Source organism: Geobacter sp. (genome assembly GCF_030834625.1).
In the GTDB taxonomy this organism is placed as follows: domain Bacteria; phylum Desulfobacterota; class Desulfuromonadia; order Geobacterales; family Geobacteraceae; genus Geobacter.
Window position 1 is genome coordinate 72,776 of sequence record NZ_JAUQXO010000009.1, and the last position, 22,026, is coordinate 94,801.

Annotated in this window: 20 protein-coding genes and 1 tRNA gene; 8 read left to right on the top strand and 13 right to left on the bottom strand. The window is 49.9% G+C overall.

The features are described 5' to 3' along the window. The 7 genes from pglX (at nt 1) to RCH91_RS01050 (ending at nt 11,593) form a co-directional block, all read left to right on the top strand. Nucleotides 1–3,576 carry a BREX-1 system adenine-specific DNA-methyltransferase PglX gene (gene pglX / locus RCH91_RS01020; RefSeq protein ID WP_306532657.1) on the top strand — a complete coding sequence of 1,192 codons (3,576 nt, stop codon included), beginning with the start codon at nt 1–3 and terminating at the stop codon, nt 3,574–3,576. A 101-nt stretch (nt 3,577–3,677) separates the two neighbouring features. Continuing rightward, the gene (locus tag RCH91_RS01025) at nt 3,678–5,021 is read left to right on the top strand and encodes an ATP/GTP-binding protein (protein WP_306532658.1); all 1,344 of its coding nucleotides are present in this window, start codon (nt 3,678–3,680) and stop codon (nt 5,019–5,021) included. Continuing rightward, a complete protein-coding gene (locus RCH91_RS01030; protein ID WP_306532659.1) occupies nt 5,021–5,602 on the top strand; it encodes an RloB family protein in 582 nt (193 codons plus the stop codon). The genes RCH91_RS01025 and RCH91_RS01030 overlap by 1 nt, the downstream gene beginning before the upstream one ends. A 13-nt stretch (nt 5,603–5,615) precedes the next feature. Continuing rightward, nucleotides 5,616–8,111 carry a BREX-1 system phosphatase PglZ type A gene (gene pglZ, locus RCH91_RS01035; protein WP_306532660.1) on the top strand — a complete coding sequence of 832 codons (2,496 nt, stop codon included), beginning with the start codon at nt 5,616–5,618 and terminating at the stop codon, nt 8,109–8,111. Between the two features lie 15 nt (nt 8,112–8,126). Beyond that, complete coding sequence (gene brxL, locus RCH91_RS01040) at nt 8,127–10,184, top strand: BREX system Lon protease-like protein BrxL (RefSeq protein WP_306532661.1); 2,058 nt, start codon at nt 8,127–8,129, stop codon at nt 10,182–10,184. 26 nt (nt 10,185–10,210) lie between these two features. Then, entirely contained in the window at nt 10,211–10,600 is a 390-nt protein-coding gene (locus RCH91_RS01045) for a TIR domain-containing protein (RefSeq protein WP_306532662.1), read from the top strand. Between the two features lie 3 nt (nt 10,601–10,603). Next, on the top strand, nt 10,604–11,593 hold the full coding sequence (locus RCH91_RS01050) for a caspase family protein (RefSeq protein ID WP_306532664.1): 990 nt from the start codon (nt 10,604–10,606) through the stop codon (nt 11,591–11,593). 117 nt (nt 11,594–11,710) lie between these two features. Here RCH91_RS01050 and RCH91_RS01055 read toward each other — a convergent pair whose 3' ends face one another. The 8 genes from RCH91_RS01055 to RCH91_RS01090 form a co-directional block, all read right to left on the bottom strand. Next, nucleotides 11,711–12,502 carry a metallophosphoesterase gene (locus tag RCH91_RS01055; RefSeq protein ID WP_306532665.1) on the bottom strand — a complete coding sequence of 264 codons (792 nt, stop codon included), beginning with the start codon at nt 12,500–12,502 and terminating at the stop codon, nt 11,711–11,713. 278 nt (nt 12,503–12,780) lie between these two features. Continuing rightward, nucleotides 12,781–13,122, bottom strand: a complete 342-nt coding sequence (locus tag RCH91_RS01060; protein ID WP_306532667.1) for a hypothetical protein — start codon at nt 13,120–13,122, stop codon at nt 12,781–12,783. A gap of 29 nt (nt 13,123–13,151) precedes the next feature. Continuing rightward, nucleotides 13,152–13,808 (bottom strand): hypothetical protein, encoded by a 657-nt coding sequence (locus RCH91_RS01065; RefSeq protein ID WP_306532668.1) that lies wholly within the window; start codon nt 13,806–13,808, stop codon nt 13,152–13,154. Then, nucleotides 13,805–14,272, bottom strand: a complete 468-nt coding sequence (locus tag RCH91_RS01070) for a hypothetical protein (RefSeq protein ID WP_306532669.1) — start codon at nt 14,270–14,272, stop codon at nt 13,805–13,807. The genes RCH91_RS01065 and RCH91_RS01070 overlap by 4 nt, the downstream gene beginning before the upstream one ends. Next, on the bottom strand, nt 14,269–14,754 hold the full coding sequence (locus tag RCH91_RS01075; RefSeq protein ID WP_306532670.1) for a hypothetical protein: 486 nt from the start codon (nt 14,752–14,754) through the stop codon (nt 14,269–14,271). The genes RCH91_RS01070 and RCH91_RS01075 overlap by 4 nt, the downstream gene beginning before the upstream one ends. Nucleotide 14,755: 1 nt before the next feature. Beyond that, nucleotides 14,756–15,721 (bottom strand): hypothetical protein, encoded by a 966-nt coding sequence (locus RCH91_RS01080; protein ID WP_306532671.1) that lies wholly within the window; start codon nt 15,719–15,721, stop codon nt 14,756–14,758. Nucleotides 15,722–16,223: 502 nt separating this feature from the next. Further along, nucleotides 16,224–17,342 carry a hypothetical protein gene (locus RCH91_RS01085; protein ID WP_306532672.1) on the bottom strand — a complete coding sequence of 373 codons (1,119 nt, stop codon included), beginning with the start codon at nt 17,340–17,342 and terminating at the stop codon, nt 16,224–16,226. 2 nt (nt 17,343–17,344) lie between these two features. After that, nucleotides 17,345–17,530, bottom strand: a complete 186-nt coding sequence (locus RCH91_RS01090; RefSeq protein ID WP_145025650.1) for an AlpA family transcriptional regulator — start codon at nt 17,528–17,530, stop codon at nt 17,345–17,347. 138 nt (nt 17,531–17,668) lie between these two features. On the opposite strand from RCH91_RS01090, the gene RCH91_RS01095 reads away from it, so the two are divergent. Then, nucleotides 17,669–18,520 (top strand): helix-turn-helix domain-containing protein, encoded by an 852-nt coding sequence (locus RCH91_RS01095; protein ID WP_306532673.1) that lies wholly within the window; start codon nt 17,669–17,671, stop codon nt 18,518–18,520. Nucleotides 18,521–18,662: 142 nt separating this feature from the next. Here the strand turns inward: RCH91_RS01095 and RCH91_RS01100 are convergent. The 5 genes from RCH91_RS01100 to surE form a co-directional block, all read right to left on the bottom strand. Beyond that, nucleotides 18,663–18,739, bottom strand: a tRNA-Arg gene (locus RCH91_RS01100). Nucleotides 18,740–18,824: 85 nt separating this feature from the next. Next, nucleotides 18,825–19,340, bottom strand: a complete 516-nt coding sequence (locus RCH91_RS01105; RefSeq protein ID WP_306532674.1) for an adenine phosphoribosyltransferase — start codon at nt 19,338–19,340, stop codon at nt 18,825–18,827. Nucleotides 19,341–19,370: 30 nt separating this feature from the next. Then, entirely contained in the window at nt 19,371–20,351 is a 981-nt protein-coding gene (locus RCH91_RS01110) for an RNA polymerase sigma factor RpoD/SigA (protein WP_306532675.1), read from the bottom strand. A 34-nt stretch (nt 20,352–20,385) separates the two neighbouring features. Then, on the bottom strand, nt 20,386–21,036 hold the full coding sequence (locus tag RCH91_RS01115) for a protein-L-isoaspartate(D-aspartate) O-methyltransferase (RefSeq protein WP_306532676.1): 651 nt from the start codon (nt 21,034–21,036) through the stop codon (nt 20,386–20,388). Nucleotides 21,037–21,202: 166 nt separating this feature from the next. Next, nucleotides 21,203–21,952 (bottom strand): 5'/3'-nucleotidase SurE, encoded by a 750-nt coding sequence (gene surE / locus RCH91_RS01120; RefSeq protein ID WP_306532677.1) that lies wholly within the window; start codon nt 21,950–21,952, stop codon nt 21,203–21,205. Nucleotides 21,953–22,026: the final 74 nt, after the last annotated feature.

Below are 22,026 nucleotides of genomic sequence, written 5' to 3' on the forward strand. Positions count from 1 at the left end.
ATGGAAACACTTAAATTAAAGCGATTCGCCCAGTACGCCCGGCGCAGTTTGATCGAGCAGGTTGCCGTAAAAATGAAGTTCGTCCTGGCGACCGACAGCCAGGCACGACGTGAAAATTCGAAAGCTGTTGATGAGCTTGAGCGACAGATACGGGCGACATCACAGGATCGTGTCATCGAAAAGGTCGCCTACATCTGGTTCAATCGTTTTTGCGCCCTGCGCTTTATGGATGTGAACCGATACAACCGCGTCAACATTATTTCTCCAGCAGACCCTGGACAGTTCCAGCCAGAAATCCTGGCTGAAGCCAAGATGGGGCATATTGATGAAAACCTGATGCCGGATGCCGCACGACAAAAGGTCTTCAATCTGCTGAACGGCTCCATTACAAGTCGTGATCCGCAACAGGAGGCATATCAGCTGCTTGTCGTTGCAGCCTGCAACTACTACAACCGCTCCATGCCGTTCATGTTCGAAAAAATTGCCGATTATACCGAACTGCTGATGCCCGACGACCTGCTCTCCGGCAATTCAATCCTGGCCTATACCCGCGAAGCCATGACACCTGATGTCTGCCGGGATGTCGAGGTTATCGGCTGGTTGTACCAGTTTTATATCTCCGAGAAAAAGGATGAGGTCTTTGAGGGGCTGAAGAAGAACAAGAAAATCACGCCGGAGAATATTCCCGCTGCAACCCAGCTTTTTACCCCCCACTGGATTGTCCGTTATCTGGTGGAAAACTCCCTCGGTCGCCTATGGATGCTCAACCGGCCAAACTCCCCTCTGATTAAGCTAATGGATTACTACATCAAGCCGGAAACGCCAGAGACGGATTTTCTGCGGATCAGCAAGCCGGAAGAGATCAAGCTGTGTGACCCTGCCTGCGGCTCGGGGCACATGCTGACCTATTCCTATGACATTCTCTATGCGATCTACGAAGAGGAAGGGTACGATGCCAACGACATTCCACGCCTGATTCTTGAGAATAATCTGTTCGGCATCGAGATTGATGAGCGGGCTGGTGAGTTGGCGGCTTTTGCTCTTACCATGAAAGCTGTTAATGGCAATCCTAAGGATGAAAAGAGCAACCATCGCCGTTTCTTCCGCAATCCAATTCAGCCAAACATCTGTGTTCTACAGAACATACTTTTTGAAGATGGCGAACTGAAGAATTACATGGATGCAGTTGGTAGCGATCTGTTCACGGTCAATCTCCAGACCATGCTGCACCAGTTCCGCGAGGCGGATAACTTCGGTTCACTCATCAGACCGGAGTATGCCGATGCTGCAAGCATACTGCGAAAAGTTGAGGAGAAAAATCTGACATCCGATCTGTTCCTGCAAAATACCCATGAGCGGGTGCTCTTGGCACTGAAGCAGGCTGATTATCTTAGCCCCAAATACCATGTGGTTGTTGCCAATCCGCCGTATATGGGTGGTAAGGGGATGAATGGTCGATTAACGGCATGGGTAAAGGACAACTACCCAGATAGTAAGTCTGACTTATTTGCCATGTTCATTGAGCGTAATTTGGAGCTTGCTAGAAAGCTTGGCTCGGTTGCTATGATAACAATGCAAAGTTGGATGTTCCTCTCTCGACATGAAAAATTAAGGATAAAGATTCTTGAAAAATCTCCAATCCAAAATATGGGACACCTCGGGACCAACGCATTCGACAGCATCGGTGGCGAAGTAGTTTCTACGACAGCCTTTGTCCTTCATAATTCTGTTAATCCTAGCCTTTGCGGACAATTTATTGACTTAAAAGATGGAAACACGGAAAAAGAAAAGATGGAGCTTCTGCTTGAGTCTGCGTCTGGTAGAAGGCCAATCTACTCGGCTTCAGTTAAGAATTTTGAAGCTATATCAGGAGCACCAATAGCTTATTGGTTATCTCCATCGTTTCGGCGCAATTTCCAGATCCTCCCTGCGATCAAGAATGTGTTCAAACCGGCAGTTGGGCTTAACACGGGAGATAACGATAGGTTTTTGCGTCAATGGTTTGAAGTTGTATTTCAAAAAATTTCCTTCTCATGTGATTCTATTGAATCGGCAAAGGAGTTATCTCATAAATGGTTCCCTTATAACAAAGGCGGTTCATACCGGAAATGGTACGGAAACCAATTCTTTATCCTTAACTGGGAAAATGATGGATATGAGTTAAAGGAGTTCGCCACAGAAAGAAATGCTGGCAAGCATTGGTCGAGGTATATCCAGAACCTCGACTGCATGTTTCAAGAGTGCATTACATGGTCTGATATAACCACTAATTCATTTGCGGCCAGATACTCTCCAAAGGGGTTTCTTTTTGATGTAAAGGGATCATCTGGCATTCCAAATTCCGATGGAAGCATTAATGTCATCCTTTCACTCCTTTGCAGCAAGCTAATGCCAGCATTCATGAAATGCGTAAATCCGACTTCAACTTTTCAAGTTGGCGACCTTGCGCGAGTTCCATATAAATGCCCATCGACCTTGTCTCCCCAGAGCAACTCAATACAGAAATTCGACCTAGTCGGGATTTCAAAAAGAGACTGGGATTCTTACGAAACCTCCTGGGACTTTACCGGACTACCTTTGCTGAATTCTGATAATCGCCAGCAGAGCCTTAAACCCACATACCAGAAGCTTCGCGCACACTGGCGGGATATAACATTAGAGGTGCAGCGACTGGAGGAAGAAAACAACCGCATCTTCATTGACGCATACGGCCTGCAAGATGAGCTGACTCCTGAGGTGATGCTTAACGAAATCACCCTGACCTGCAACCCTCATTACCGTTATGGCGGCGATAAGAGCGAAGAAGAGTTAGAAGCCCTGCTCCTTGCTGACACCATGAAAGAGTTCATCAGCTACGCTGTCGGTTGCATGTTTGGCCGCTACTCTCTCGACAAGCCGGGACTGATCCTGGCCAACCAGGGAGAAACGGTTGAAGATTACCTTGCCAGAGTGCCAGATCCAACATTTGAGCCTGACGAAGACAACGTCATCCCTATCCTTGACGAAGGTTGGTTTATCGATGACATCACCGAACGCTTTCGCAAATTTCTGAAAGTTACTTTCGGCGAAGAGCATTACGAAGAGAACCTCAGATTCATAGAGGAAGCACTGGGCAAAAAAGGGAAGCGGCAAGAGATCAGAGATTATTTCCTCAAGGACTTCTATCCCGACCACCTGAAACGGTACAAAAAGCGCCCCATCTACTGGCTCTTCTCCAGCCCCAAAGGGAGTTTCAACGCCTTAATCTACATGCACCGCTACCGTCCCGATACTGCCAGCGTGGTACTCAACGACTACCTGCGCGAGTTCCGCACCAAGCTATCCGCCCGCAAAGAACATCTTGAACAGGTTAGCATCAGCGGCTCCGCCAACCCTCGTGAGAAAACAGACGCGCTCAAGAATCTCGAAAAACTGCGCAAGGTCATCGATGAGCTGGAAGTATACGAGCGGGAGACTCTCTATCCGCTGGCGACAAAACAGATTGCCATTGATCTGGATAATGGAGTGAAATTCAACTACCTTCTGTTTGGCGATGCATTGAAGAAAATTCCGGGATTGGATGCTGGGGAAGAATAATTTGCTGTTTGGGTGATATTTTCTCTTGAAGTGCTGTATTTTGTGCTATAGTATTGTTGATTTCTGTTTTATCAAGAGACTAAATCTCCGGGTGGTGCCACATGATTATTTCATTCTCTGTCGAAAACTGGCGGTCATTTCGAGAGCAATCAACCCTGTCCATGGTTGCCGGCAGGGAAAAACAGCATAGCGACAGGTTGCCCGACATCCCCGGTTACGGGATGAAACTGTTGCCGGTAGCAGCCATCTACGGCGGCAATGCTTCAGGCAAGACCAACTTTTTCAAGGCGCTGAATTTCGCCAAACATTTTATTGTAACTGGTACGCAGCCTGAAAGCATGATCCAGTCAGAGCCGTTCCGACTTGCGCCCGAATGCAACTCACTACCTTCAAAATTTAAATTTGAATTGCTCATCAATGACAAGTGCTTTGAGTTTAGCTTTGCTGTTACTCGCCAACGAGTAACAGAAGAGAAGTTGGTCGAAATACTAAAAACTACCGAGAAACCGCTTTATACACGCACTAATGATACTATTACCTTCCATAGCACCTTGGACAAGGACCAATTCCTTCATTTTGCGTTCAAAGGAACTCGCGAAAACCAGCTTTTTCTAACCAACGCTACCAACCAAAAGGTTAATAACTTTAGGCCAGTATACAACTGGTTCAAGCACAATCTGACTCTCATTGCCCCTGATTCCCGGTTTGCGCCTTTTGAACAGTTCCTCCAGGAAGAACACCCTCTATACAACACCATGAACTCAATGCTTTCGATGCTTGATACGGGAATAGAGTCACTTGGCAGTGAAGATCTTCCTTTCGAAAACATTCCATTCCCCGATGTAATTCGAGCAGATCTGCAAGCTGAGCTAAAAGAAGGTATGACAGTTAGACTTATTGCTGAACCGGTTAACGACCGTTTTTTGGTGACACGCCAGCATGGAGAGTTGAAGGCAAAAAAACTGGTTAGTTTTCACAAAGATAGCAAGGGGCAAGATGTCAAGTTTGATATGCAAAATGAGTCAGATGGAACCCAGCGGACCATTGACCTGCTTCCGGCATTTCTTGACCTTTCAACGGAGTCCAACGACAAAGTATTTATCATTGACGAGCTTGATCGTAGCTTGCATACACTTCTGACACGCAGACTTCTTGAAGCGTATCTCTTTACCTGCGGACCGGAATGTCGTTCTCAACTGCTTTTTACCACTCATGACGTACTACTGATGGATCAGGAACTGTTGCGTCGTGATGAAATGTGGGTTGCCGAGCGTGACAGGACCGGCAGTTCGACGCTCATCTCATTTAGCGAGTATAAAGACGTCCGCAATGATAAGGATATCCGCAAAAGCTACCTTCAGGGACGGCTCGGCGGTGTTCCCCGAATCCTGATGGGAACCTTGCGCTCCACCGTGGAAAAGCATTCCGAAGGTGAGGCTGCGTAATGAGCAAACGGAGAAAATTTGAACGGAAGGTTCCGTTTCTCAATTATCGCAAGGTATTCGTGCTCGCTACCGAGGGAACCACAACAGAACCGCAGTATTTTGAACTGTTCAACAGCAGAACGACCACGATTACAATCAAGTGGGTAAAAGGCACCCACAGTGACCCAAAGCATGTATTAGGGCGCATGAAGCACTACCTCAAGGGCAACCGCCTCAAACCCGGTGATGCCGCATGGTTGGTTGTTGACAGGGATCAGTGGACAGAAGAACAACTTGCCCAACTGCATGAATGGGCGGTTGCAAACGAGCAGTATGGTCTTGCGGTCAGCAATCCCTGCTTTGAATTGTGGCTGCTGTTGCATTTTGAAGATGCTGTCGGTGTTACGAACAATCGGCAATGCAAAGATCGTCTGAAACGTTACATACCCAGCTATGACAAACATATTGAAACGGTCAAGCTGATACCTGGTATCACAGCAGCCGTTGACCGAGCCCGCCGCAAGGATAATCCCCCCTGTACTGACTGGCCCCGCACCACTGGTTCTACGGTGTACCGGCTTGTTGTAAAACTTCAAGACTGACCGGACGCCGACCATGGATCGAATCACACAGGCACTGACACGAATTTTCTACAAGCATCGGATCGTTTTCTGGTACGACGCCAAGAAAGAGCTCCGCAAGGAGTTTGAGGCTCTGAGTCTTGCGGGCATTGAAAAGATCGAACTGAACAACAATGAATTCGGCATCAAATACCGCATCCTGAGAGAAGCGCCGGAACAGAAGTTCCTCCTTTATCATGAAGGGGCACAGCCGGAAGATATCAACAACTGGCTGCTGGATGTGCAGCTTGCCTACGGAGAGTTTCGCACCGATCAGGCCGGTATCTGGCTTAGTGAGCTGGACCTGGGGCCTGAGTTTGCCGATATTGTCCAGATCCATGGCGAGTTTTTCAATGCCGCCAAGAGGCGAGAGGGGTTGAAAAGAGTCCTTGCTGACAATGATACACCAGGCGCGATTCGACTCAAGATGCTGGCAATCTGCAGCGGAGCCGACACCCGTCTGGAAAGCGTTCTTGAGAACCTCCTTGCCGAGCTGGCAGAAAGCCGGGATGACAAGATCAAGTTGATTAAACGCTGCGATCTGGAGGCGTTCCTGTTGGAGCAGCTTGAGCGATGCTATGGCTACAAATCAGCCACGCCAGGGATCAGAGATTTTGCCATCGAGCTGTTCAAGTCATGTTATGCCATGGGAACCAACGGCACTGCCCGGCTGGGTGGCGATGCTCTTGTCTTCCTGAAACGCTGGAAGGACAGCCGTCAGCATGAGGCGTCTTATGAAAAGCTCGCCACGGAGTGCAGCGAGCTTCTGAATATTGAGCATGATCTGGGCCAACGCGATTTTCGCGACCTGCTGGAACTGGATTATTTCCGGATAATTGATCAAAAAATTCTGAGCGATCTTGTTCAACAGGTTGTTGATCGGACTATCCCGGCAAACGATTGTGTTTCGTTTATCCGTCAACGGCGCTCAAGTCACTGGTACAGCGAGTTCCGCAACATATATGAAGCTATTGAAGTTGCTGCCCGTTTCATTGCTGCAATGGAAGAGTCCAACCTTGCCATGCAGTCCATGTCGGACGGTATTCAGCGGTACTGTCAATCCTGGTTCCGTCTCGATCAGCTTTATCGTAAGTTCATCTTCCATGCCGGGAAGTCCGGGCAGACCTCGCTGCTTGAACAACTTAACGATCAGATTGAAAACCTATACTCAAACAATTTCCTGCTGAAGGTCAATGATGCCTGGCAACAGCATGTGGACGCTGCAGACCGTTGGGGAACCGGCGATATCTCGTTGCAGAGGGATTTCTTTTCAAAATGGGTTCAACCGTTTCTGAAGGACAATAAGAAAATTATCGTCATTATCTCTGACGCGCTACGCTATGAAATCGGTGAAGAGCTCATTGGGCTGATTCGCCAGGAGGACCGCTACACTGCCAAGCTTGATCCGGCGCTGGCCATGTTGCCCAGTTATACGCAACTGGGTATGGCTGCTCTGTTGCCGAACAGGGAACTATCATTGGCACAGGACGATACTGGTGCGGCATTTGTTAATGGAATCAGTTCACAGGGGACAGCCAATCGAACTAGAATTCTTGCCGAATCTGTAGAGCAACGCTCCACGGCGGTGAAGGCCGATGAGATCATGCGCCTGAATGGTGATGACTGCCGGGCGATGTTGCGGGATCACGATCTGATTTATGTCTATCATAACCGGATTGACGCTACCGGCGACAAGCAGATATCCGAGGAACGAGCCTTTGAAGCGGTAGAAGAAACTCTCCTGGAAATAATCAGGCTTATCAAAAAACTCGCTGCCGCCAATGCCAACAACCTGCTGATTACTACTGATCATGGTTTCATCTACCAGAACCGCGCAATTGACGAGAGCGATTTCCTTGGCGCCGAAGCATCGGGTTCAACGGTACTCTTCAGGGACCGGCGTTTCGTGATCGGCAAGGGGATGCATGATAATCCGGGGCTGCGCACATTCACCGTATCCCAGCTTGGCTTGACAGGTGATCAGCAGGTCCAGATTCCGAAGTCAATCAACCGGCTGCGCCTGAAGGGTTCGGGCAGCAGATATGTCCACGGTGGGGCTTCGCTCCAGGAAACGGTCATACCGGTAATCCAGATCAACAAGAAGCGGCAGAGCGATACCTCCGCCGTTGAAATCGAGATTCTCCGTGGCGCTACATCGATCATATCGTCTGGTCAGTTATCTGTGGTCTTTTATCAGGTTCAGCCAGCCTGCGACAAGGTGCAGTCCCGCACTCTCAGAGCTGGTATCTATACACAAGCAGGTGAATTGATATCCGACAGGCATGAACTGAAATTTGATCTGGCTTCTGACAATCCCCGTGACCGTGAGATGCAGGTACGATTTGTTTTGAGCCGCAAGGCTGATGCGGCAAACGGGCAGGAAGTCCTTCTCAAGCTTGAAGAACGGGTCGGAACAACATCACATTACCGCGAATACAAATCGGCCCGCTATCTGGTCAGGCGATCATTTACCAGTGATTTCGATTTTTAATGGAGTGCCCTTCCGATGAGTGAACTCGACAACAAGATAAATGAGCATTTCTCCGGCCTCGTCGTCCGTAAGGACCTGGTTAAGGCCGTTAAGGGTAATGCCATCGTTCCTTCGTATGTGCTTGAATACCTTCTGGGTCAGTACTGCGCTACATCGGATGAGGCCAGCATCCAGTCAGGGATCGAGACAGTCAAAGAGATCTTGCGCAAGCATTATGTCCACCGCAATGAATCGGGCTTGGTGAAGTCCATCACCAAAGAAAAAGGACGACACAAGGTAATCGACAAGATCAGCGTCTCTCTGAACGACAAGATCGACATGTACGAGGCTACATTTGCCAACCTTGGGATTAGCAAAGTCATTGTGGACAGCGACACAATCAAAAAACACCCGAAATTGCTGGTCGGTGGTGTGTGGTGTATTTCCGATGTGGAGTATGAGTTCACTGAAGACAAGAACGCCTGCCCCTGGCTGTTGAGCAGCATTAAGCCGATTCAGCTTTCCAGCTTTGACTTTGATGGTTATCTGTCGGCACGGCAAAAGTTCACAACTGATGAATGGATTGACCTTTTGATCACGAGCATCGGTTTCAATCCTGAGATGTTCGGAAAACGGAGCAAGTTGCTGCAACTGATCCGCCTGATTCCATTTTGTGAGCGTAACTACAATCTCATTGAGCTTGGGCCAAAAGGCACCGGCAAATCCCATATTTACTCTGAGTTTTCTCCCCATGGTATTTTGATATCCGGTGGTGAAGTCACTGTTCCGAAGCTGTTTGTCAATAATTCCAATGGCAAGCTTGGCCTTGTCGGCTACTGGGATGCTGTCGCCTTTGACGAATTCGCTGGCAAGGGTAAGAAAGTTGACAAGGCCCTGGTAGACATCATGAAAAACTATATGGCAAACAAGTCATTTTCTCGTGGTGTGGAGACACTTGGGGCTGAAGCGTCCATAGCCTTTGTTGGCAATACGCAGCACAACCTGCCGTATATGCTGAAGCACACCGATCTCTTTGATGAACTGCCGGAAAAATACTACGACTCAGCATTTCTTGATCGACTTCACTTTTACATTCCTGGCTGGGAAGTGGATATCATCCGTGGTGAGATGTTCTCATCAGGATACGGATTCGTAGTTGATTATCTGGCAGAAATCCTGCGGAGCTTGCGATCTCACGACTTCTCTCAGAAGTACACTGAACACTTCACATTATCGAAAGATATCTCAACCCGCGATAAGGACGGCATTAACAAGACCTTCTCCGGCTTGATGAAGATCCTCTACCCATCAGGCGAGGCAACCAAAGAAGAGATGGAGGAAATCCTCCGTTTTTCCATTGAAGGGCGTAAACGGGTAAAAGATCAGGTAATGCGGATTGATCCAACCTTTGAACCTGTCCGGTTTGGTTATTCTGCTGGGGCTGGCAGCCTGATTCCTGTAAAAACACTCGAAGAGGAACAGTACCCACAGTATTACCGATCAAAAACAACTACAGAATCGAATGAAAACGAGGAACCTTCAGGAGACACTGACAAGACTGAAACGAAAACAGATGAGAAGCAGAAGGCGAAGGAAGAGCCAACTGAAAAGCATGTCACCTTTTCGGAAAATCAGCGAGGGGTTTCATTCGATACCCTGTTAGGCCCATATCTGAAGAATGCCGGCAAGATCGTTATCACTGATCCTTACATCCGGCTATTCTTCCAGGTGAGGAACCTGATGGAGTTCCTGGAAACTGTTGCCAAGGTCAAGCAGGATGAAGATGAAGTTGCTGTCCACCTGATCACAGTGGAGGATGATTTCAAAGGGCCGCAACAGCTAGAGCAGTTCCAGAAAATGCAGGACACCTGCGCACCAATAGGGATTCAGTTCACCTGGGAGTTCGACGTTAGCAACACCATCCATGCCCGTCACATAGTTACTGACACCGGGTGGAAGATCCTGCTGGATCGCGGCCTCGACATATTTCAGCACTATGAGATGAACGATACGTTTGCTATCGCCAATAGGTTGCAGAAGCACCGCCAGTGTAAGGCGTTTGAAGTGACGTATTTGAAAACGTTGAGTGAATAAAGTATATAATTCCGGAGGATCTCAATATGGCTAAAAAACGAGTTTTCATCAGTTTTGACTACGATCATGATGAAATATTAAAGACGTTTCTTGTTGGGCAATCGAAACATGAAGACAGTCCATTCGAGCTGTCCGACTGGTCAATAAAAGAGCCCATAACCGGAGACTGGAAGGCAAAAGCTCGTACACGAATCAAATCAGTTGATGTGGTTGCTGTAATATGCGGCCAGCATACCGATACCGCCACTGGGGTAAACGCCGAGCTCACCATTGCTCAAGAAGAAAAGGTGCCTTATTTTTTGCTTGCCGGTTATGCCGACAAAACCTGTGTTAAGCCGAAAGCGGCAAAAAGCACCGATAAACTTTACAAGTGGACTTGGGAAAACCTCAAGACATTGGTTGGTGGTGGGAGGTAGCAGATGAAGAAAGCTCTCGTCGTTGGCATAGATGATTATCCTAGTAGTCCACTGAGTGGGTGCGTCAATGATGCAGTTGCCATAGCAAATACACTTGAAAAAAATGGGGATGGATCACCTAACTTTTCAATACGCATTCTAACGAGCAATGAGGTTAATGTTACTACTGCCGTTTTAAGTGAAGCCATTCACCAACTGTTTACAGGTGATGCTGATACGGTTCTCTTATTTTTTGCCGGTCACGGGATCATTAATCCTGATACAAACGCTGGCTATATTGTCAGCCAGAATGGCGCTAAGGGATCGTGGGGGATGTCTCTTTCGGAAATATTGGGTCTGGCAAACAGAGCATATCCGCGCATCAAGTCAACCGTGATAATCCTCGATAGTTGCCACTCTGGATTTGCCGGTGAAGTTCCTGCTTTAGGGAATGAGCAAATCGCTGCGATTGGTACTGGTGTAACGATTCTGACAGCATGTCATCGTGACGGTACTGCGGGAGAATTCAAGGGACATGGGCTCTTCACCGATATTTTGCTGGATGGCTTAAGCGGTAGCTCGGCTGACATTTGCGGTCGAATAACTCCGGCGTCTCTCTATTCCCACGTCGACCAGACATTGGGACCTTGGGAACAACGCCCCATCTACAAGGCGAATGTTCAAACATTCGTGACACTCAGACAGGTAAGCCCAAAAATATCGCTGGAAATACTTCGACGATTGCCGGAGTATTTTCCTGATGCTGCTTCTACATTTCGGCTCGATCCATCATTTGAGCCGGATCGAGAGAATATACCTGCCGAATTTCGGGATGTACCGGTTAACGAAAACAACACTCGAATCTTCAAAGAACTGCAAATGTGCAATCGGCATGGTTTGGTAATGCCTGTCGATGCTGAACATATGTACTACGCTGCGATAAATTCGACTGGCTGCAAATTGACCGCGCTGGGTGCGCATTACCGCAAACTTGCTGAGATGAACAGGATTTGATTCTTTGTAAGGAACTTTGACTGAAAAAACTCGCCCTAAAGCGAACTTATTTTCTGATTGACCATATTTTGTTAAAAAAACGAGTCTGTGTTTTTAACAAAGGGCTTACCCTGAAAACTACAATTCAATGACCAGTTGCCTGTCGTACTGCGGATTGACCTCCACATCCTTGTACCCGTAGGGATTCACAACCACCCGGGTTTTGCCGAGAGTGTAGTCGAACGAGTTGTGCGTATGGCCATGAATCCAGAGATCGGGGCCATGGTCGATGATCTCGTTGGAGAGATCTGTCATGAAGGCGCAATTGAGGCTGTCTCCCCGGAACCGCTCATGGACGGACAATGGTGACACGCCATGGTGTGTTACCACGACAGTCTTCCTCCCACCGGCGGCTGCCAGTGCCTCGAAGATATAGCGTTTTGATTCTTGAAACAGATCGACCGTCTCTTCGGGCATGATCCGCGTTCCATCTGCCTTCTTGATCACGACAAAGTCGTTCATGTTCTTCCGGGCATACTGCATCTTGAAGAAATCCTTCCCGAGAAAATCCGTCCAGAGGGTGGCGCCAATGAACAGGACACCGTCAATGTCGACGGACTCGTTTTCAAGGAAGTGGACATTCTTGGGCAGGGATAGCGTGGCCTTCAGTTCGTGGATGCGCCCAAAGAAGTCATTGTGGTAGAAAAAGTGGTTTCCTTCGATATAGATGACGGCAAGGAAACGCTTGGCCAGGAGACTGACAACCTTGAGCCAGGTCTCCTGACGGTGGGCCAGGCCGATGTCGCCGGCAACCAGAGCAACGGTCTCCTTATCAGTCGGCAGTGGAGGGATCACCATCTCCAGAATGCGCGGGATTTTGTTGGGCTGCCAGAATTCAGCATGAATATCGGAAAAGGGACGGACAAGCATTGTTCTCTCCAACATAAAAAGCAGATTCAGTCAAAGTATCCGGTAATATACCTGAAAACGGAGTGAGATCTGGATAATTATTGCCATGAAGCATGTCCGTCAACTAGGCAATGCCGCATTAAAGGTACCAATTTTGTACCCAAAAATGCGGCATTGACTGAAGGTGGCAAAAAGTTCCCCATTTTGGGTACCAAATTGGTATCCAAAACAGCCACCATATCACAACTACCCTTGCCAGTATCCCAAACAGGTGCCCTTTTGGGATGCCAATAATTAACCTACCACCAGTAGTACCAGCGCCAGTACCACCATGGGGCATAACAGGGGCGGTAATCCGTGCTGGAGAAGGCGTACTTGATCAGTGTCCAGTATGGCTTCCCATTTACATAGCCATGATAAAGCCGCACCTGCACCCGGTCCATCAGGATGTACGGCAACGAGATACATGCGATGCCGATAGCCCAGTACCAGAATGTGCTGAGAAAACAGAGTCCGACCAGAAGACCGGAAACCGCACTGGCTAACAGTGGCACGACCATAGCAACCAGCACCGCCGGCAGCTTTGCCCGTTTCGGCTGCCGCTCCAAAAGCCATTTCTGGGCATCATAGTATTTGATCATCGAAAAACCTCCCTGTGCGGCTCAGATGGTCATATCCGCACGTATGCCGGCTTGCACAGGCAACTGAGCTTCGTTCCCTTGTTCAGGAAGCCAAAGATCCTCTTCCGTAGCTGGTTCAGATCTTCGGAAGTAATTTTGACGTCATTGGCGACATGCCAGTCCGGGATCATCTGCAGCTCCAGGATAACGAGGCCGGCTCTTGCCAGTGCCTTTTTCTTGCGGGGGCCGGTCTTATGCGTGTCGGTTACCTCGATACCAATGACACCAGCTGTTTCGTAATAGAGATCTGAATCAGGAGACAAAACCAGCTTACAATCCACAGTGTAGTTGAGTCCTGAGTGATCATCATGAACGGCCCACTCATCGGAAGTTTCTTCAATCTTGAGCATGAACTCTTTCCCGAACAGTCTGATCCGCCATGTCCATAACTTGCACACGTATTCCTGGACAAGTTCGTGGGCGATCCCCTTGGAGCCATTACCATGACCGTCCCCGGAGCCGCCGAGATAGGCAAAGCTGGAAGACTTTGCTCCGCGGTCAACCGGCACCATGGGTCTCAGCTTGATGAGATCGTAGAAATGTTTCCCTTCCCACTCCTCCGGAAACTGACGTCGGAGATGCAGGGCTTCGTGTACGGTAATGATTGGGCTGGAAAAATCTGCTTTCTGGTACGCTAACAGTTTCATATATTCCCCTCGATGTTATAGTCCGGCGTCAGCAGGTTGATGGCCTTGCCGATGGCGATGTCCAGCATAATCACTTCCTGGCCGTTCAGATAAATCTTGCCGGCAGGAACGCCTTTCTCGACCAGACTGATTTCAAGTGAATGGATGCCGTCCTTCTGTCTGGCAACCAGATAGAGCGCCTGCGGATTTCCGCCGTTATTGCGTTTAAGCACCGTTACCAGTTCGATCTTGCTGCCCGCTCTGCTGCTTCGCTTCCAGTATGCCTGCATGAAGTAGTTCAGAGACGATTTGACCATGGCCAGCTCATAGAGTTCGTTATCGATGACAAAACCCCAGAAGTTGGCCTTGACCACGGTGTTTCTGTTGAAGCGGGTCTTGTAATGGCCGCCATTATCCCGGTAGTCATACCGTTCCATCTCGACAGTGGCGGAGACAGATATTCCTTTGAAATTGAATTCGATCATCCTGCCTCCACCTCCTTCCAGAGTTTGCTCAGATACGTTGCCGATACCTTCAGCTTCCGCTTGCTCTGCAGATAGCCGGCAATAGTGCGGAACCCCATGCCGTCAGCCTTCAACTCCCTCACCTCGCCCCAGTAGGCCAGGATTTTCCGGCGCAGGACCGGTTTCCTTCCCAAGGTGACAAGGGTCGCTGCCGTCGCCCGGCGCAGGTGAGTGAAGTCTTCGTACTGCTCCTGATCCGCCACCCGGTAGCCTTTTCCCTTGATAGTGTCCCAGCCCCCCCTGCGGGCCGCCATGACAAAGGCGCAATACTTGTTGATCCGCCCGGACAGATCGGGACGCTCACTTTTGAGCTGGAACGACCTCTTCACGCCCTCATGGAAGATCTCGATGATATTTCCCTCCGGCAGCGAGGCTACCCAGGAAAAGAGTTTTTTCCGCTCATGCTCTGTCAGGCCGGTTATCAGGTTCAGTTGTTCGGTCATGTCATCCTCTCGTGTAGGTCAGGGTCTCCCGCAGCCGGAAATGGGAGGTTTCCAGGGAGGTCTGCTGCAGGGCCTGCTCATGGTTCATTCCGTGCTTGATGCACTCCAGGTAACGCTCCTGGGCGAAGTTGTGTTTCAGGCCGTGGCTGCCGCGGCCCGGGGCATACTGACCTGTAGCCTTGGCAGCCGTGTTGATTGCCTCCACATAGACGAAGTAATCGCTCTCCAGCTTTCCGTGACGGGAAATATGTTCTTCCAGTCTACGGTAGGTTGCGACGGAGACGTAATGCTCAGTTTCCTTGCCGCCTTTCTCTACTGAGGCTACGATGCCCACTTCTGATCCGGTGACAGGATCGACACTGATGCCGAGCAGCCCATTCGTGGTCAGGGGGTTTTTCAGCCGCCGGTTGCTGGGAGCGCCGACCCCTTCAGCACGCAGGCCGCCTTCGTACTGCAATGACGCCTGCAACTGGAAAGTTCCATCGGTAATCACTGCGATAAGCCGAATCGGATCGGGGTAGGCACGGTTGTCAAAGATTTTGCTCGATTTGCGCAGTAGTTTCCGGCTGCGGTCATAGAATTTCATTCGCAGTTTTTCTGTCTCCAGTCGGGGGATATCCAGAGTATGGATCTCGATATAGTGATTGATGGCGTACTCGAACTTTCCCAGTGCCGACAGGATAGTCTCCATGGTTTGGCGAGACCGTTTCTTCTCGACGTAGTAGGCCAGCCGCTCTTCCAGGTACACCGCCATGTCGTCGTGTACGAACGCGGTATCAAGGATGGAAGTTCGTCCGTTTCCGATCATGAGCGCCACGAAGCGTTGGGCCTCGTATTTGTAGACCTTCCAGGAGCCGAAGGAACGGATGCCCAGAGCACTGTCCGCCTTTGCCTCGCGAATCGAGCGGACCGCGTGAAAAACCGCTTCGGTTTGGGAGTGCAGTGATGTCGGCCACCTGTGTTTCATTGATTACCTCTGGCCGTTGCCGGCCTGCGTGGTGAGATGACATGCTCTTTTTCCGGCATCGCCATGCCGACGGTAGCAGCTCCGCCTTCCTGCTTTTCGTAGTGTCCCTTATATCTGGACCTGGCAAGGATTCCTGCCATCTGTCCTGCTGTCTGTCGTGAACCGGGACTCTACCGGTGGATCACGTTAAACAGGTCCTCTATTGTGTTGCTCCGAGAAACGCCTCGCCACTGCGTTCAGGACTCAGGGGCCGATACCTGGTCCGCCATCTAATGGTTCCGGTACAACGTTCGATCATGCGAGGGGGAGGTGCATTGACCTCGACATGAAAGGGCTCTGCTTAGGTTGGCCAATCCCATGGGTGGTGTCCGGCCGGGCCAAGTGGCTCGACGGCTCTGGGTACACCGGGCAATGATGCTGCGAAAAATCGCTCCTATCTGAAAAGTTGTAACTGTTTTGTTTGTTTCCTATATGGCTGCAACCTAGCGATTGTTTTATTCTTTCACCGGACAGCCTTCATGCTGGAACTGGTATTAGTGTTCATTTGCTGACGTTTATCCCAAGTGTTGAGTTTGGCAAGGCCGTCGAGAAAATCATCTTTGAGGTCTTGCAGGAACGGAGCGGTTGCTCTGAATTCCTCACGGTACTTCTGGCGATCTTCTTCGGACAGGGAATACCAGTAGTCATCCCGCTCCTGTGCTTGCCGCTCCTCTTCAGCCAGCTGCTCTTCCATCTTCCTGGCCTCAATACGCCTTCGTTCTGCGGCCTCTTCTGCCTTGGCGTTACGAACTTCGGGAGGCTCATACCATTCCGGTACAATGAGGTCCACACAGAATGCCTGGAGATAGCCGCCGGGATTCCGGATCTCCTGGTGCTCACGTCGCCAGGTTTCTGCGGCAACGTCAGCAGCCTGCACAACTGTCTCACTACCGTGGCGTTTGATCAGAACCCTCAACTCGTTTTCAGAGATTTTTGACAACGGCGTGCCGGATAACATCAACCGGATCTGCTCTGTAGTTGTTTTCTGGGTAATCTCTGTTGTTTCTTCTGTTAAGGAATCACGGATTTTGAAGGTTTCCTTCCCTGCTTTTTTCAGGAAACGTTCCCTGACATTTACAGGGTTCCTTTCCTGCTTTTTGAGGGTATCCATTAATTCCAGTAACTTACCGCGTACAAATTTATAGTGGCAGGTGGGGGCTCCGTTCGCCTTCTTAACGACGGTCTGGACATATCCATCCTTCACCAGGACTTTGACTATCTTCCTGACAACATCCTCTCGAAGTCCGACCCTTTCGAGCCAAGTCTTCCCTTCAGCCTCTCTGCCTGTGCTTTCATTAATTTCATCAGCGGCAACGTCAACACCTGAAGCGCCGTCAAGCTCCTGTTGCTTGCAGGAAGGTTCATATTGTCGGTAAAACCAGCCGTATCCGATTCCCGGCAACTTGCGACCTCGAAAGTGGTAGCTCCAGGTAAATATCTCAGAAAGAATGATGGCCGTGTTCAAGTCACCAAAATAACGAACAAATGGTTTGAAAACCGTGAGTCTGTTTCTTGGGCTGTTGAACTCTGCCAGGAGATCTTCGACCTCTTCCACGGCATATAGCTTGTTATCTTCAGGCATATTTACTTCGCTTCCGGCACCCATTCGCCTCTGAAAAATGTATCTACTTCATCTTCATCCCAACGGATCAATTTTCTGGATAGTTGGAGCCGCGGAGGCGGAAAGACACCGGCTCTGCGTAGACGATGCAGAGTCTGAACAGAGAATTTTCCCTTCTTGCAAATAGCTTCAATGGCGATCAGGTTCATATCAATTGCCTCCGGATTGTTTTAATAGCGCACAGTTCATACTTATAATAGCATACGTATGATGTCAATGATTTTTTAAGTATGAAATCATGCGTATGTGTGGTATCAATTGAAACATAAGGGAACTTCGAGGAATGCATGGAAAAACGTGACAGGCTTAAAATTCTGCGATTATTGAACGGATGCACACAGGATATTCTAGCGAATAGACTGGGTGTACCCCGCACATCAATCGCCATGTGGGAAAAAGGAAGGTATGGGTTTTCCTCAGAAGTGACGGTAAAGCTTGCCTCAGCATTAGGAGTTCAGACAGACTATCTAATTCTTGGAACACCGGCTATCGCCAACGCAGTCTGGATTCCAATTCCTCCGTCCCGTCCCGACTACTTACGGTCAATGCAAGATGACTTCACTGCATTGCTACCCCAGTTTCTGGCGGAAAATAAGTACAACGCGTCATACTCAGACAGCCTTGCAGAAGGCGGCAGATTTTTCCTTCTTGGACAGGACTATCACTTTGGTTGTCTGTTGATAGCCGATGTCAAAATTGCCGACACTATCAATAACAGTCTGAGACAGATCATTGGAGAGGGGTCCATTACAGAGCTTGACCACAAGCTTGATAAATTGGATGGCAGCGTTTTTGAATTCATACAAACACACTGGCTGCCACCTGGTCGTTTGCCGCAGGACTTCAAGCGAGTTGACGTTGCTAAAATATGCCAGATGCTTGAAAGCAAACGCGGTGGGGGGGGCGGTGACGAGAAAAACGAATCCTTGAAGCTTATTTACAGAACGTTCAATGAAGTGGTCAGGAAATACGATGTTCCCGACACGGCAATGGACAAGTTGGATGAGTTGTTTGTGACCAAGTTCAAGGAGTTGTCGTCAGTCCCAAGTGCCTCAATCAAAGTGACATCACTGATGGCTGAAATAGGGAAGGCTCTGAAAAGTCAGGGGTGTCAGAAAAGAAAAGAGGAGCAATACTGATTGGGAAATGGTTTGAGGTGTAGCAGAGGGTTCCAGAAGATCGAAATGGGTACCATGATTCAATTTACGCACAGAGGTTCCACAAGAGGTTCCATTCAAGACAAAGCGGGTTAGCCCTTGTGAGCTAACCCGCTGTTTTTATTGGCGTCCCCGAGACGATTCGAACGTCCGGCCCCTTCCTTAGGAGGGAAGTGCTCTATCCAGCTGAGCTACGGGGACAGAAGCTTCTTTTTATAGCCCAACACCCCTTGATTTGCAACCCTTTTCCAGCCAGAACAAAGGAGCTAGGACGGGTAAAAACCATTCAAAAAGTGAGCAACGAAAAGACCTTGCCGTCCGGCAACTTCTTCCTTCCGCCAAGAAACTCAAGCTCGGCAAGGAAGCAGCAGTCCACGATCTCGCCTCCCAGGGCAGTTACCATATCGACAACGGCGGACATGGTCCCGCCAGTGGCAAGAACATCGTCGGCAATGAGCACCTTCTCCCCCTTCTGGACTGCGTCGGTGTGGATTTCAAGGGTGTCTGTGCCGTACTCAAGCTGGTAGGTCTTGCTGAACGTTTCGGAAGGGAGTTTCCCCGGCTTGCGCACAAGAACTACGCCGGCGCCAAGCTTATACGCAAGGGCGGCACCGATAATGAACCCCCGGGCCTCAACTCCGACCACCTTGTCGATCTTCTCTCCCACATAACGGTGTGCCAGCAGGTCAACCATGCGCTGGAACGACTTTGCATCTGCTAGAAGCGTGGTGATGTCCTTGAAAATGATCCCCTTCTTGGGAAAATCGTGCACATCACGGATTATATTCTTAAGATCGTCCATCCCCTGTCCTCCACAACACGTTCTCACGAATCACTCGATTGCATTTGCGTCACTGTTTTCGATATATTTTCTCAGCTTTTCTAGAGATTTTGCCTCTATCTGCCGAATCCGCTCACGGGTAACGCCAAAGCTCCGCCCGATGGTGTCGAGGGTCTGGGGTTCCTTGTCTTCGAGACCGAAACGGAGAGTGAGGATCCTTTGCTCGTTCTCGGAAAGGGACGCAAACCACTTGGAAACGATCTCGTACTTGTTCAGGTCTTCGAGAAGTGTTGCCGGCGAAACCGAGGAGGTATCCTCAATGGTGTCGATGAGAAAGTAGTCGCTGTTCTCTCCCATTGGACGCTCTATGGAGTAGGTTTTCTTGAGAAGGACCATAAGGCGCCGGATATAGGCCGAGTTGACGTTCATCTCTGTGGCCACTTCCTTGACATTGGGCTCCCGATTGAATCGCTGGATCAGTTCGCGGGTGATCTTGAGCATCTTGTTGATGTCGTCAGAGACGTGGACAGGGAGCCTGATGGTGCGCGACTGGTTCACCAACGCCCGCTCGATTGACTGACGGATCCACCAGGTGGCATAGGTGGAGAAGCGGCACTCTTTGGAGAGTTTGAAGCGCTCAACGGCCTTGATGAGCCCCATGTTTCCCTCTTCGATCAGGTCGAGAAACGGGAGCCCGCGATTGATATACCGCTTGGCGATCTTGACCACGAGTCGCAGATTGGACTCGATCATCTTGTCGCGGGCGGCCTTGTCCCCTTTGGCAATCCGGCTGGCGAGAGCCTTTTCCTCATCGGCCGTAAGAAGCGTCGTTTTCTGTATCTCCCGGAGGTAAAGCTTGATGGCGTCATCGAAATGCTCGACCTCCACAACCTTTATCTCTTCCTCCGGTTCCTCCTCTTCCTCCGGTTCCTCGAACTCGAAGGAGCTCGGTTCCTGCTCAATGAAGTCGTCAGCTTGCCGCTCGACGTGCTCTGTCGGTTCTACGACTTCCTTTTCGAGATAATCATCCATACTTGTCCCCGTTCTGCAATACAGACTTTACCACTTACTCTTCTGTGCCCCATCCATACCTGCCCACCAGCTTCACAAATCTGCATCCTGTTACATTTTCTTTGAAAAGCGAACCATCTTCCTGCTTGATCACCCTGACAAGAACCTGTTCGAATTGGCTCCCCACAGGAATCACAAGCCGTCCCCCCGGCTTCAGCTGGTCGACTAGTTTATCCGGAACATCCGGAGCTCCGGCAGTGACGATAATGGCGTCGAAGGGAGCTTCCTCCTCCCAGCCTACCGTTCCATCGGAGATTTTGATATTGACGTTCAGGAGCCCGAGGCTGTCAAGGGCTTTGCGCGCCTTGAGCGCCAGGGGGCGTATCCGCTCCACAGTGTAAACGCGGTCAGCGAGGGTGGCAAGTATCGCCGCTTGATAGCCAGAGCCAGTACCGATCTCAAGTACCTTCTCCTTGCCCGACAACTCTAGAAGCTCAGTCATGAGGGCAACCATGTACGGTTGCGAGATGGTCTGCTTTTCGCCAATGGGAAGCGGCGTGTCACTGTACGCCTGGGCAGCCATCGCCTCCTCGACGAAGACATGACGGGGAACCTTCAGCATCGCATCAATAAGGCGCCGGTCCTTCACGCCTCGTGAGACAATCTGCGTCTCCACCATCCGTTTTCGTGAGATGTCAAAATTCATGTAAATCCCCTATTCCCGCTGGAGGACAGACTATAGCAGACCATCGCAACCCTGTCCAGAGTTAGGACAAGGGACCATACTGACTTAAAGCAGCTACAGCGACAGAACAGGAACCGATAGAGGTGTCCATGCACTCTGCCACCCCACCGGAAAAAAGTTTCAGACCCTATAAAGAAAAGTCCCACGTTTTCAGCATTGTCAGGGAGGCATAATTGGTGAGATCAAGATGGAGAGGGGTTACTGAAATCAAGCCTCGTTTCACAGCATGATAATCAGTTCCCTCGAGATCGCGGAACTGAAGCTCGCCATTACCAATCCAGTAGTAATTTCGACCGCGAGGGTCCGTTTTCGTGACAATTTTCCCCTCATAGTCCCTCTTACCCTGAATGGTTACGACAGCGCTTCCGAGTTTTTCCTGAGGCAGATCAGGCACATTCACATTCAATAGAGTATCCCGTGGCAGCCCCCTGTCTGCCACGATCCTTACCAAATGGGCTGCAAAGGCGGCTGCAGCCCCATAGTTCTCCCCGCGCCCGATGGTGACAAGCGACACCGCCAAGGCGGGAATGCCCATGAGAGTCGCCTCCATGGCAGCTGAAACGGTTCCCGAATAGGTTATATCGTCTCCCATATTTCCGCCGCAGTTGATTCCAGAAACAACAATATCGGGTTTGGTTTCCAGGAGAGCGTGGATTCCAAGATTGACGCAGTCCGTGGGTGTTCCATCGACAGCAAAAATCGCCGGCCGTATCTCGGTGGCCCTGAGTGGGTGATGGAGTGTCAAAGCATGCCCCACGGCACTTCGCTCCCGGTCAGGAGCTACCACTACAACCTCTCCCACCCCCCTCAATGCCTCTGCGAGCGCCCTGATTCCCGGAGCGCGCACTCCGTCGTCGTTGGTAACAAGAATCTTCATGGATCCCCCGGCTAACTGTTCACTCAACACAATGGTAAAAAAATAGACGGTTTCGGAGTCCGAAACCGTCTATG